Source organism: Pseudoalteromonas phenolica, assembly GCF_044788725.1.
Lineage (GTDB): Bacteria > Pseudomonadota > Gammaproteobacteria > Enterobacterales > Alteromonadaceae > Pseudoalteromonas > Pseudoalteromonas phenolica_C.
This window is the reverse complement of record NZ_CP173161.1, coordinates 747580-760500: the sequence shown is the minus strand read 5'-3', so window position 1 is coordinate 760500 and position 12921 is coordinate 747580. Positions and strand designations below refer to the sequence as shown.

At 42.8% G+C, this 12921-nt stretch carries 12 protein-coding genes; all 12 read right to left on the bottom strand.

Going from position 1 to position 12921, the window contains the following annotated elements:
• Window positions 1-76: 76 nt before the first annotated feature.
• Entirely contained in the window at window positions 77-3172 is a 3096-nt protein-coding gene (locus tag ACH784_RS03505; protein ID WP_404393592.1) for a diguanylate cyclase domain-containing protein, read from the bottom strand.
• 22 nt (window positions 3173-3194) lie between these two features.
• The gene (locus ACH784_RS03500; RefSeq protein WP_404393590.1) at window positions 3195-3680 is read right to left on the bottom strand and encodes a phosphatidylglycerophosphatase A; all 486 of its coding nucleotides are present in this window, start codon (window positions 3678-3680) and stop codon (window positions 3195-3197) included.
• A gap of 8 nt (window positions 3681-3688) precedes the next feature.
• Window positions 3689-4651 carry a thiamine-phosphate kinase gene (thiL, locus tag ACH784_RS03495; protein ID WP_404393588.1) on the bottom strand — a complete coding sequence of 321 codons (963 nt, stop codon included), beginning with the start codon at window positions 4649-4651 and terminating at the stop codon, window positions 3689-3691.
• A gap of 44 nt (window positions 4652-4695) precedes the next feature.
• A complete protein-coding gene (nusB, locus tag ACH784_RS03490; RefSeq protein WP_058030845.1) occupies window positions 4696-5106 on the bottom strand; it encodes a transcription antitermination factor NusB in 411 nt (136 codons plus the stop codon).
• 11 nt (window positions 5107-5117) lie between these two features.
• On the bottom strand, window positions 5118-5582 hold the full coding sequence (gene ribE, locus ACH784_RS03485) for a 6,7-dimethyl-8-ribityllumazine synthase (RefSeq protein WP_138480280.1): 465 nt from the start codon (window positions 5580-5582) through the stop codon (window positions 5118-5120).
• Between the two features lie 153 nt (window positions 5583-5735).
• Window positions 5736-6848: a bifunctional 3,4-dihydroxy-2-butanone-4-phosphate synthase/GTP cyclohydrolase II gene (gene ribBA / locus ACH784_RS03480; RefSeq protein ID WP_404393585.1), complete on the bottom strand. Its 1113-nt coding sequence runs from the start codon at window positions 6846-6848 to the stop codon at window positions 5736-5738.
• Window positions 6849-6871: 23 nt separating this feature from the next.
• Window positions 6872-7528 carry a riboflavin synthase gene (locus ACH784_RS03475; RefSeq protein ID WP_138480276.1) on the bottom strand — a complete coding sequence of 219 codons (657 nt, stop codon included), beginning with the start codon at window positions 7526-7528 and terminating at the stop codon, window positions 6872-6874.
• 5 nt (window positions 7529-7533) lie between these two features.
• A complete protein-coding gene (gene ribD, locus ACH784_RS03470) occupies window positions 7534-8652 on the bottom strand; it encodes a bifunctional diaminohydroxyphosphoribosylaminopyrimidine deaminase/5-amino-6-(5-phosphoribosylamino)uracil reductase RibD (protein WP_404393583.1) in 1119 nt (372 codons plus the stop codon).
• The gene (nrdR, locus tag ACH784_RS03465) at window positions 8652-9101 is read right to left on the bottom strand and encodes a transcriptional regulator NrdR (protein ID WP_058030850.1); all 450 of its coding nucleotides are present in this window, start codon (window positions 9099-9101) and stop codon (window positions 8652-8654) included. The genes ribD and nrdR overlap by 1 nt, the downstream gene beginning before the upstream one ends.
• Window positions 9102-9184: 83 nt before the next feature.
• Entirely contained in the window at window positions 9185-10441 is a 1257-nt protein-coding gene (gene glyA / locus ACH784_RS03460) for a serine hydroxymethyltransferase (protein ID WP_390441979.1), read from the bottom strand.
• A 253-nt stretch (window positions 10442-10694) separates the two neighbouring features.
• The gene (gene thrC / locus ACH784_RS03455) at window positions 10695-11978 is read right to left on the bottom strand and encodes a threonine synthase (RefSeq protein ID WP_404393580.1); all 1284 of its coding nucleotides are present in this window, start codon (window positions 11976-11978) and stop codon (window positions 10695-10697) included.
• A gap of 3 nt (window positions 11979-11981) precedes the next feature.
• Window positions 11982-12920 carry a homoserine kinase gene (gene thrB / locus ACH784_RS03450; RefSeq protein ID WP_404393578.1) on the bottom strand — a complete coding sequence of 313 codons (939 nt, stop codon included), beginning with the start codon at window positions 12918-12920 and terminating at the stop codon, window positions 11982-11984.
• Between the last annotated feature and the right edge of the window lies 1 nt (window position 12921).

The window sequence follows — 12921 nt, the reverse complement described above, 5'->3', positions numbered from 1 at the left end:
TTAAAGCATAAAAAAAGGAGCTAAGGCTCCTTTTTTTATGCTTCCAGTTTTTGATGAGTTATACAAATTATCTTAATTAACGCATCCAAATTTTCACATCTGCAAGCCCATTTGCCTGTAAGGTTTGTAATTGTGACTCAACGTTACTGGTTTGCTCAAATTCAAACGCATCCAATTGATCATCAAATGTAATGGTTGCAGCACCATCACCACCCCGCTGTTTCACCTGATGAAGCGCAACATCAGCCAAATTAACAGAGGCCTCCCAGCTAATAACCTGCCCACCTAGCAAGGGTAATGGATATAAAGACCAGCCCATAGAAACTGTCATATTGATCGATTTGCCATTCGGTAACTGGAAATCAAACTCAGCAATTGCTCGACATAACTCTTTTATATAGGTTTCAATGGCATCACGCTTAAAATCACGTAATAACAACAAGAACTCATCGCCACTCCAACGGGCCACATAATCAGACCCTTGGGTTCTGGTGTTTAATAAAGTCGCTAATTGCTGCAAACAACTGTCGCCACCAATTGGGCCATAAGCGTCATTTACCTTGCTAAAATTATCAACATTGATGATCAAAAGTACTAGGCGCTTATTTTGCTGCTGCAGTGATTGCGAGTTTCGTTGATAGTGTTCTACATCTTTAGGGAGTTGATCGAATAAGAAACGGCGGCTTTTAAGGCCTGTCAGCTCATCCGTGTGACTCACTAATTTCATTTGTGTATTAACTTGGTTAAGCTTGTCATTTGCTTGTCTAAGTGCCAGAGTTCGCTCTGCAACCAAAGACTCCAATGCTTGCTGCTTGCGCCGCTCTTGAGCCCTAAAAATCCAAAAGAACACATAAAACAATAAAATAAAACCAAGTGTAATGAGTAGTCTGAAATAAACTGTTTCATCAAAGCGTCTTGGGATCTCAATGCGCTGTGAAATACTTCGAGCTTGTTGCCAGCCTTCACCTTTACGCTTAACTTGTAATTCAAAGTTATAAACACCCGGTTCTAAGTTTGTGTATATGGCTTCACGTCGATTAAATACTTCTCGCCATTCGGTGTTTTCTTTGCCAGTTAGACGATATCTAAACTCGATACTTGCCGGCGCATAGAAATCAATTGCAGTGTAATTAATGGTGATATCACGTTCACTGGTATCAAGTTTTAATAAATCGGCAAATTCAGTTGCGACAATGGCTCTGTCTTGAGTGAGCACTTCTTCAAGTTTTGGTGATAAATCTTTAGAGCCAAATAGTTCCACATTTTTAGGAATTTCAACGGCGCCTTGAGAGCTTGGATACCAAATTGCACCTTGCTTTTCTAAGACGGCATCACCACCGAAACCAGAGCAGCAACGACCGACTTTGCCATCGAGTTGACGGTCAAATTGACTAATAACCTGTTCAACTTTTAGATTACTGATCGGATGCGTAAATTGCGCTGCAGGTAGACGATAGACGCCTTTTCGAGTACTGACCCAAATAAGCGCCTGTTGCTTGTCGTAATAAAGCGAAGAAATTGAGCCATGAGGTAAGCCGTTTGAAGCATCAAGCTGGTACCAATCGCCCTTTGCTGTTCGATAAAATAAGCCATCGTTCCAAGATCCAACTAAAGTGGCCACACCTTGAATGTATAAAATACTGGTGACATAAGCTGACTCAAGAGAAGTTTGACCACCAAGCTTTTCAATGCCCTTTTGATTAAATTGATAGGCTCCTTTATTAGTACCGATAAAGCCCACGTTAGGTTGGTCGTTTACATAAGTAATAAATTGGCTGCCTAGAAATGCATTGTAAGCAAATGGTGTTAAGCCAGAATATTCTAAACGGTACATTCCGCTACCGGTGCCAATCCAAATCCCACCACGTTGAGAGGGAGTAATCGCCAAGACAGGCGTCTGTCTTAACTCTCGAAATGGTAATAACTGTAATACACCTTGCTCATAAATAAGCGCACCTCGCTCAGTACCAATAAATAAACTATTGCCACTAAACTCAAGTTCGTAAACTGTGCTGTTTTTAAGTTGCTCCGAGGTAATAACAACTTGCAAGGTTTCATCTGAATCTAGGTAACCAATGCCACTTCTTGAAGCAATCCAAGTTCTGCCTTGGTTATCTAATGTCGTTGCTGTTATCCCTTGTTGGCTACTACCGTCGATCATATGACGCGCAATATTACCAGTATGCGCAAACCAAAGCCCTTCGTTTAAACTGGCAAGCCAAATATTCCCCTCGCCATCTTTAAACATATCTGAGAACCAGATTGCTTGCTCAGCATGAACTGGTTCAACATAACGCCACTCTGACACACCTTCTCTAAACATAAGTCGAGACGAAGTTGATGCCCACAATCCTGAGTCTGGATCGTACATAAACTTGTAGACTGCACCATTGCCTAACTCTGTATATCGTCTCAATACTTGGTCAATATCTAAAAAGTAAGCACCGAGCTCAGAAGCCAGATACAAGCGCCCTTCGATCCATGCAAGGTCATGAATGATGGTTTGAGCCAATTGCTCTGGTAACGCTAATCTAAACCCAAGTTCAAGACGGAATACATCACTACGATTAGTCGTTGATTTAGTAATTTTTAAAAGATTTCGTTCATTCACCAACCATAAACCATCCGTGCCTTGGGCTATTTTTGAGACACTACCGACAATTTGATTAATGCGGTTCACAGAGAGCTTTTTGTTACCTTCAGCGGCATCAAAATCACGCTGCGCTTGGCTATCGTTACCTATATAAAATAAGCCGTTACCTGCAACCCAAATATCACCTTGCTTGTCTTCAACAATATCGAGAATAGGCCCTTTGATATTAAAGGATTGAACGTCTAGTGTTTTAGGGTTTAAGCGGTGAAGGCCACGCTTAGTGCCTATCCATAACTTACCATGTCTATCTAACAGTAACTTGTGAATGGCATTGGTTTGTAAGAATTGCGTGTTTTGTGTTGTAAAATTTCGGAATTGATAACCATCAAATCGACTGAGGCCAAATTGAGTGCCAAGCCATACATAGCCCTGCTGGTCTTGAACCAAACTTTTAATTGATTGTGAGGGTAAGCCATTTTGTACATTCCATTGCTTAACAATGTAATCATTGATGGCAGCCGAAACCGAGAAGCTCGTCAGTATCAACAGCCAAAACATTAGCAAGGTTTTTTTGATCATACACTCACAATCTATTTATTGATTAAGCTACTAATAAACCAGTTTTAAACAAAGCTTGTACACAAATCAACGAAAAAATACCCGCTAAAATGTCATCCGCCATGATCCCAAAGCCACCATGCAGCTTTTTGTCTAACATTCTGATTGGACCTGGTTTGGCAATATCGAAAAATCGGAATAATAAAAAGCCAACTAGAAGCGCTTTCCAAGATAATGCTGCGCCTATCATGGTAATGTAAAAGCCAGCTACTTCATCCCACACAATTGCTGGATGATCATGAACTTGGACATCTTTTGCCGTTTGTCCGCAAACCCAAATACCAAATACACTGATCACAACTGCAAAAACACATTGCAGCCACAATGGATAACTAGCTGTAATGAAAATAAGCGGTAACGCACCTAAAGTACCAAACGTGCCCGGAGCAAATGGGGCAAGTCCTAAACCAAAACCTAAACCAAAAAATTGGTGGGGTTTACGAATATCAAATTTGTACTGCTTAGCCAAACTGACTCCTAACTAAAATGTTCAAAGCCAGTTGCGGGAAATGGCCAAGGTTTATCTTTATAAAGTAGCGATACATCGCCAGCATTTGCGTTAATTTGCCCAATGCAGGTTGGTTTCACCCCATATTCTGCCAAGCGCTTTTCTACTGCTACTCTATTACTATCAGGCACAGTAAACAACAACTGATAATCATCGCCATAGGCCATTGCCAGCATTAAACGTACTTCTTCATCTGGTAAATTTTCCAGCGCAGTTGAAAGCGGCACTTTATCAGCATGGATTGTCGCACCAACACCTGAGTGGGTCAGAATGTGATTTAAATCGGCCAGTAAACCGTCAGAAATATCAATAGCTGAATTCGCTAAACCACGTAAAACCTGACCAGCTGCAACTTGCGGTGCAGGATAATCAAACTTTTTCTGAACATAACTGCGATCTTCAGCGTTGAGCTCCCAGCCTTGTTTACGTGCTTCTATTGCCAAAGCAGCATCTCCAAGGTCACCAGTCACATATAACCAATCACCCACTTTAGCACCACTTCGCGTCAACGCTTTGCCTTTTGGCACTATGCCTTTAGCGCACACGGTAATCGTTAATGGACCTTGCGTGGTGTCACCACCAATCAGTTGCACGTTATAGTATTCAGCAATATCGTGCATACCTTCTGTGAACTGTTCCAGCCAAGTTTCATCAACATTAGGTAGCGTCAAGCCGATGGATATCCAAGCTGGTTCTGCACCCATTGCAGCCAAATCACTTAAGTTTACCGCTAAAATTCGGTGCCCTAAGGCTTTAGGAGAAATATCAGAAAAGAAATGAACGCCTTCAACCAGCGTATCTGTGGTGACCGCTAATTGGCAGCCTTCGGGGATAGTAACTAGGGCGCAATCATCACCTATGCCTAAGTCTACATCACGTCGAGTAATGCCACGGCCGGTGAAAAATCGATTGATTAACTCAAATTCCTTCATACATAAAAAAGCCGGCCTAAGCCGGCTCTCCAAATTGTTTGCCTTTATTTGCGAACTGCTTTAACTGCTTTGTCTAAAACACCGTTCACAAACTTATGGCTGTCTTCTGCACCAAAGATTTTCGCAAGCTCAATGCCTTCATTGATTGCTACTTTGTAAGGTACATCTTCACGGAACTTAAGTTCGTATGCACTTAAACGTAATACTGCACGCTCAACTTCATCTAAGTCTTCAAACGGGCGAGAAAGATGTGGCTTAACAAGCTCATCTAATTGTTTTACGTTTACTGCAACACCGCGAGCAAGATCTTTAAAGTATTCTACGTCTACTTTAGATACATCATTCTCGATCAACATTTGTTGCTCAATATCGGCAATCGGGTTGCCACTTAATTGCCAAGAGTATACGGCTTGAAGCGCTAATATACGTGCTTTACGTCTTGCTGCTGGTTTCACTGAGGATCCTCTTAAATTTGCTCTAGCACGTTCACCATTTCTAGAGCACCAAGGGCTGCTTCGCCGCCTTTGTTGCCCATCTTAGTGCCCGCACGTTCAATGGCTTGCTCAATGCTTTCCGTGGTTAATACACCAAATGCTACCGGAATATCATAGTCTAATGAAACGCTTGCAAGTCCTTTATTTGACTCGTTAGCAACTAGGTCGAAATGTGGTGTACCACCACGGATGATAACGCCTAATGCAATGATTGCATCGTGCTCTTTCTTCATCGCTAAACGCTTAGCTGCTAATGGTAACTCAACCGCACCTGGTACATATACCACAGTGATGTCTTCTTCTTTAACACCACCAACACGCTTTAGCTCGTCAACAGCACCTTCAAGTAAGCTGCTACCGATAAAATCATTAAAACGTGAAATAACAATGGCAAATTTTTTGCCAGGAGCGTATTTGTTACCTTCAATAATCTTCATTAGATGGTCCTAATCTTCTTAATGTTTCGTACTTTGCAATCAAAGTGCGCCGAGTACGCAATAAGCAATTGCCAAATTGGCGCGCATAATAGCACAGTTTTGGTTAACCCCAAATAACAAAACCCGCTGTCATCAACGGGCTTTTTCATTCAATTATTTAGGCTCTACGTATTCAACCACTTCTAGGTGGAAACCTGAAAGTGCATGATATTTTTTCGGCATACTCATTAGGCGCATTTTTTGAATGCCTAAATCAGCTAAGATCTGCGAGCCAACACCAACGGTACGAGACGTACCTTGGAATTTACGCTGATTCACAGTTTCGCCCGCATCTTGTGCAGCAAATGCTTTTACCATGTGCTCGATGTCTTCAGTTTGTTCCTGTTTACCCAGAATAACCAGCACACCGTTATTTTCGCTGATGTGCTTCATCGCACCATGTAAGCTCCAGCTTCTATCAGCGCCTCTGTCTGATAGTAAGACATCATTAAAGGTGCTTTGTAAGTGAACACGCACTAGCGTTGCATCACTTTCTGAAACTTCACCTTTGAGTAAAGCATAATGAAGCTGGTTATCAATGGTGTCTTTATAAGTAACTAAATCGAATTCACCATATTCAGTTGGCAATTTACACTGCGCAACTTTTTCTATGGTCGTTTCGTTTAAGTTACGGTATTCAATTAAATCGGCGATAGTACCAATTTTTAAACCGTGTTCTTTGGCAAATACTTCTAACTGAGGACGACGCGCCATAGTGCCGTCTGGATTTAAGATCTCAACAATGACTGAAGCGGGTTCCAAACCTGCTAAACGCGCTAAATCACAGCCTGCTTCTGTATGGCCAGCACGCGTTAATACTCCACCAGGTTGTGCCATAATTGGGAAGATATGACCTGGCTGCACGATGTCTGTTGGCACTGCACCTTTAGCAACAGCGGCCTGTACTGTACGAGCACGATCAGCGGCAGAAATACCGGTAGTTACACCTTTTGCTGCTTCAATAGACATCGTAAAGTTAGTTGAGAATTGCGCGCCGTTATTTCTCACCATTAATGGCAAATCAAGCTGCTGACAACGCTCTTGAGTCATAGTTAAACAAATTAAACCACGGCCGTGGGTTGCCATGAAGTTTATGGCGTCCGCTGAAATATGCTCGGCTGCGATGATTAAGTCACCTTCATTTTCTCGGTCTTCATCATCCATCAAGATAACCATTTTACCGGCTTTAATGTCTTCGATGATCTCTTGTGCGCTGTTCAAGTTCATAATTTACCTGTTTAATTAATTCGCTACTTAATAAAGCCTGCGTTTGCCAATAAGTTCATTGTGAGAGTAGAGCTTTGTGCAGGCTCTTGAGCTCCAAGTACTAAGCGTTCCAAATAACGTGCAATTTGATCCACTTCTAAGTTAATTTTACTGCCCACTTTAAATTCAGCAATGGTTGTCTCTTGTGCTGTATGCGGCACAATTGTCAGCTTAAACTGACAGTCTTTAATTTCATTTACAGTTAAGCTGATACCATCAATGGCTACTGAGCCTTTATATGGAATATATTTCATCAGCTCACTGGGCGCTTCTAACCAATATTCGGTAGCGCGGGCATTAGGTGAAATCGCCACGACTGTCGCAATGCCATCAATGTGACCTGAAACTAAATGACCACCTAAACGCGAAATGGGCTGTAATGCTTTTTCTAAATTCACGGTTTGCCCTAGCTTATATTGAGCAAATTGCGTCAATTTCAAGGTCTCATTTGAAACATCGGCACGAAAACCATCAGAAAATTTTTCAACAACCGTTAAACAGACACCATTTGTTGCAATGCTATCGCCTAACTGTACATCGCCCATGTCTAAATTTGGGCTACTTACACGAACCGTTAGGTCGCCTTGATTTTGTGTCAACTCAGTCAACTTACCGGTTGCTTCAATGATACCTGTAAACATAAAACTTAACCTTTTTGCGCTACTTTGCGTGCTGTTAAACGAATATCTTCGCCAACTTGCTTAATATCGTGCCATTGTAGGCTCTGTACATCTGCCATCTGAGTCAACTCTGGCACGTTAAATAAACCTCGCGCATCTTGACCCATGATTTTAGGTGCTAAATAAAGAATATAATTATCGATAAGATTTAATTCGTGAAACTTCCCCGCAAGCGTCGCGCCAGCTTCAACGAATACACTGTTGATACCATGCGCAGTTAATTGCATTAACGCTTTTTTGATATCAACCTTACCATTCATAGAGTCAACCACCAGCTCTGTGACATGTTCTGGCCACTGGTGCGTTGTATCTGCTTTTGTTCTTAAAATTATAATAGGACTATTAATTGAGAATAATGCTAAGTCTGGAGACAAACGATTTTGAGAATCGATGATCACTCGAATAGGCTGGCGAACCGACAACCCTTCCGCAAGCTCAAGCTGCTCTGCCGAAAGTCGCACATTCAATTTAGCATCATCAAACAGCACAGTATCAGCACCCGATAACACGGCGCAGTGCTCAGCACGTAAAAACTGCACATCTTGACGAGCTGCACTTGAGGTGATCCACTTACTCTCACCATTTTTTAATGCTGTTTTGCCATCTAGGCTCGCTGCCAACTTACAGCTTATATAAGGTAAGCCCGTTTCCATGCGAGTTAGAAAACCCGGATTTAGTGCTCTTGCTTCTTGCTCAAATAAACCTGCTGCAGTTTCAATGCCAGCCTCTTCTAACATACGTAAGCCGCGACCTGCAACTTCTGGGTTAGGATCGACCATGGCTGCAACAACGCGGCTAACGCCAGCGTCGATTAAGCCTTTAGCACAAGGCGGTGTTCTACCATAATGGCTGCATGGTTCTAAGGTAACGTAAGCCGTTGCGCCTCTTGCCTTGTCTCCAGCCATCTTTAACGCGTGTACTTCGGCATGGCCTTCACCCGCTTTTTGGTGATAACCCTGACCAACTATATCGCCGTTTTTTACGATGACACAGCCCACATTAGGATTAGGTGAAGTGGTAAAACGGCCTTTTGCAGCAAGCGCGATCGCCTGCTGCATAAAATCTTTATCTTGCTCGCTAAACATCAATCTCCAAGCCTCGCGATTTCCTCGCCAAACTCTCTAATATCTTCAAATGAGCGGTATACGGAAGCAAAGCGGACATAGGCCACTTTATCGAGCTTTTTCAGCGCTTCCATAATGCATTCACCAATCATATGGCTTGCCACTTCACGCTCACCCGTAGCACGAATTTGCGATTTAATTTGATGCACGACTTCTTCAATTTGCTCAGTGCTAACCGGGCGTTTCTCTAACGCGCGGTGCAGACCATTTAGTAATTTGTCTTCATTGAATGGCTCTCGAGAACCATCTTGTTTAATTACCCGCGGCATGACTAATTCAGCACCTTCAAACGTCGTAAAGCGCTCATGACATAACACACATTCTCTACGGCGACGGACTTGATGGCCTGAGCCGACTAAACGGGAATCAATGACTTTTGTTTCTTTAGCGGTGCAAAATGGACAATGCATAGATAATCACTTGTGAAAAAATATAAAAAAGGCCGCAAATGCGGCCTTAATCATAACAAAATTCTTTGATTTTGTGAGCGAAATTACGCGTAAACTGGTAATTTAGCGCAGATAGCTTTTACTTTCTCTTTTACTTCTGCTTGTACTGACTCATCGTTGATGTTGTCTAGTACGTCACAGATCCAACCTGCAAGCTCCGCTGACTCAGCTTCTTTGAAGCCACGACGCGTGATAGCTGGAGAACCAATACGAAGACCAGACGTTACAAACGGTGAGCGTGGGTCGTTTGGTACTGAGTTTTTGTTCACAGTGATATTAGCACGACCAAGTGCCGCATCAGCATCTTTACCTGTGATGTCTTTGTCGATTAGGTCTAATAAGAATAAGTGGTTGTCTGTTTTACCAGAAACAACTTTATAGCCACGCTCTTGAAGAACTGCAACCATTGCCTGTGCATTCTTAACAACTTGCTCTTGGTAAGTTTTGAACTCTGGCTGTAGTGCTTCTTTGAAGGCTACCGCTTTACCAGCGATAACGTGACATAGAGGACCACCTTGACCACCAGGGAATACTGCGCTGTTTAGCTTCTTGTAGATCTCTTCGTCATCACAAGCTGAGATGATAAGACCACCACGAGGACCCGCTAGTGTTTTGTGCGTCGTCGTAGTTACAACGTGTGCGTGAGGTACTGGGCTTGGGTAAACACCTGCAGCAACAAGACCTGCAACGTGTGCCATATCAACTAATAGGTAAGCACCTACTTTGTCAGCGATTTCACGGAATTTAGCCCAGTCAACGATACCTGAGTATGCTGAGAAACCACCGATGATCATTTTTGGCTTGTGTTCAAGTGCTAATGCTTCAACCTGTGCGTAATCGATTTCACCAGTTTCTTCGTTAAGACCGTACTGGATAGCGTTGTACGTTTTACCAGAGAAGTTTACGTGAGAACCGTGTGTTAAGTGACCACCATGTGCAAGGCTCATACCTAATACAGTGTCGTGTGGCTGAAGAAGCGCTTGGAATACTGCCGCGTTTGCTTGTGAACCAGCGTGTGGTTGTACGTTCGCATAAGTAGAACCGAAAAGCTCGTTAGCACGGTCAATAGCCAGTTGCTCAACAACGTCAACGTGCTCACAACCACCGTAGTAACGCTTACCTGGGTAACCTTCAGCATATTTGTTAGTTAATTGAGAACCCTGAGCTTCTAAAACACGTGGGCTACAGTAGTTTTCAGAAGCGATAAGCTCGATGTGCTCTTCTTGACGAGTCGTTTCAAGTGCAATCGCATTTGCTAATTCAGGATCAAAATCTGCAATGTTCATGTTACGTTCTAACATGGGGTCTCCTAGGTACACGTTTAGGGTAGTAAAAGCTGTATTGTACGCAGTTATGCGTCCGATGCCTATAATTTCGGCTTGAGCATATTTAAACAGGGATTGAATTTATTTCACAGTGTTTATGTAATGATATTTTTTTATTTAAACATTAAAAAAACAAATGAATAAGAAGGGAATAAATAAGCGTTATTTATATAGGGTGAGTTTGGTAAACTTTTTAAGTCTACAAAGGCTCACCCTTGGGGATTAATAATTACAGTAATTTAGCAAAAACAGCCGCTTTCAATTGCGTGTAATCAGCCTTCATTGGCTCAGCTAAACACTTTTTATCTAAGGCATCTTGTAACACGCTAGGCATTGCAATCTCTTGCTCAAGCACCTCTTCTACTGAAGATTTAAACTTTGCAGGGTGCGCCGTAGCCAAACAGATCCCCACAGCATCTTCAGCTTTATCTAAAGTCAGACCTTCAAGTGCAATGGCGGTATGCGGCTCCATCACGTAACCCGTTGCAGCAATCTCTTTCATTACCACTTGCGTGCGACTTTCTGAGACGCTTCTTGAATAAAACTCATGTTTATCGAAATCACCACGCTCAAGCATTGTCTCAACGCGAGGCCAGTTATTAGGTTTACTCACATCCATTGCATTAGATAACGACTCTAATGTGGCATTTGGCGACCACTCACCTGATGTCATGTAACGAGGTACAGTGTCATTTTGATTGGTGGTTGCAGACAGGTTTGCAATAGGTAAACCTAGCGCTGCTGCTATCATAGCTGCACACACATTACCAAAGTTACCACTTGGTACAGAAACATGCACTTTACCTCTTTGCTCTGCAGGTAATTGCGCAACGGCTTCAAAGTAATAACATACTTGCGCAACTAGACGACTGATATTGATAGAGTTGGCGGAGTTTAAACCCAGCTTTTCTTTCATTTCATCATCTAAGAACGCCTGCTTTACCAATGCTTGGCAATCATCGAAGCTGCCTTTAACGGCGTAACAATGAATATTTCCACCTAACGTCGTGAAGAGCTTTTGTTGAGCGAGCGAGATCTTGCCTTCTGGGTAAAGTATAACTACATCAACATTTGGTTTGTTATAAAAGGCATGTGCTACCGCTGCACCTGTATCACCACTGGTCGCAGTTAAAATTGTGACACGCTCACCTTGATTAAATAAACCAATACATTCAGCCATAAAGCGTCCGCCAAAATCTTTAAACGCCAAGGTTGGGCCATGGAACAACTCTAGGCAATATTGCTTGTCGCCAATTTGCTTAAGCGGCGCCGGAAAGTTAAAAGCTCGTGCGACCATTTCGGCTAACGTATCTTTTGGCAGTTCATCACCAATTAAGTGGCTCAATACTTCGACGCTTCTTTCAACAAATGGTTTTTCAAGTAAAGCATCGATATTTTCTAATTTGCTCAGTTGCTCTGGGAAAAAGACCCCTTGGTTTCGGCCAAGGCCTGTTTTAACGGCCGTAGTGAAAGACACTTGCTGCGTGGCATCTTTTAAGTTTACAAGTTGCATCGATTATTCTCCTTGTGAAATGGCACGCGTGCCTTTTTGGTCTAGCTTACAAATATGACTAAAACCGTGTTCATTTATATAGTGTTCGTTTAACCAAGCCTGACATTGCTCTGCTGCTTGTTTGGTTTTACAAATCGTAAAGAGTGTAGGACCTGCGCCTGAAATACTTACCAGCTCTGCACCAAGTTCAGGTAGCGCTTGTTTAGCTTGTTCAAACCCAGCAATTAAAGAGCGTCGATACGGCTCTGCCATATCATCTTTCATAAGAGAGAGCGCTAAATCGAATTGCTCAGTTTGCATAAGAAGGCAAAAGCTCGACAAACGCTGCGCAAATTCAATGGCTTCGGAGCTGCTTCTTTGTTTTGGCAGTACTGCACGTGCTTTTGATGTATTTAAGGCAAAACCCGGGTAAGCTGCAACATAGTACCAGTCAGAGTCCACTGGCACAGATAAAGCTTTGTTAGGCACAAGATCAGCAGTTAATTGTAAACCGCCTAAATAACAAGGCGTGATGTTGTCATAGTGACGCGCACCACTGACTTTCGCCTCAAAATCAGCCATTAATTCAATCAGCTCAATTTGGCTAAGATTCGTTTTCGCAAACTCATTCAAAGCAGCAAAAGTGGCCACCACAGAGCATGCACTCGAACCCAGACCTGAACCGATGGGTAAACGCTTCTCTAGCTCGAGATAGACCGACGGCATACTTGGTGCTACATGTTCACGAAAGTGAACTAGGCACTGATAGGCCAAGTTTTCGTGGGCCTCACCCGGTAATTTATCGGCATAAGGACCTGAACAAACAAACGTGTCTTGGTCTGCCGCTTTAACATTCACTACATCACCGAGTAGCTCACCATTTATTGGCGCAAGCGCAGCCCCTAAAGAGTCAAAGCCAACACAAAAATTACCGATAGACGCGGGTGCATAAAAACTTATCATA

Coding starts and splice junctions, on each gene's coding strand:
- ACH784_RS03505 (WP_404393592.1), bottom strand. CDS start 3,172: ATGATCAAAAAAACCTTGCTAATGTTTTGGCTGTTGATACTGACGAGC.
- thrB (WP_404393578.1), bottom strand. CDS start 12,920: ATGATAAGTTTTTATGCACCCGCGTCTATCGGTAATTTTTGTGTTGGC.
- ribD (WP_404393583.1), bottom strand. CDS start 8,652: ATGTTTAGCGAGCAAGATAAAGATTTTATGCAGCAGGCGATCGCGCTT.
- glyA (WP_390441979.1), bottom strand. CDS start 10,441: ATGTTAGAACGTAACATGAACATTGCAGATTTTGATCCTGAATTAGCA.
- thrC (WP_404393580.1), bottom strand. CDS start 11,978: ATGCAACTTGTAAACTTAAAAGATGCCACGCAGCAAGTGTCTTTCACT.
- nrdR (WP_058030850.1), bottom strand. CDS start 9,101: ATGCATTGTCCATTTTGCACCGCTAAAGAAACAAAAGTCATTGATTCC.
- thiL (WP_404393588.1), bottom strand. CDS start 4,651: ATGAAGGAATTTGAGTTAATCAATCGATTTTTCACCGGCCGTGGCATT.
- ribE (WP_138480280.1), bottom strand. CDS start 5,582: ATGAAGATTATTGAAGGTAACAAATACGCTCCTGGCAAAAAATTTGCC.
- ribBA (WP_404393585.1), bottom strand. CDS start 6,848: ATGAACTTGAACAGCGCACAAGAGATCATCGAAGACATTAAAGCCGGT.
- ACH784_RS03475 (WP_138480276.1), bottom strand. CDS start 7,528: ATGTTTACAGGTATCATTGAAGCAACCGGTAAGTTGACTGAGTTGACA.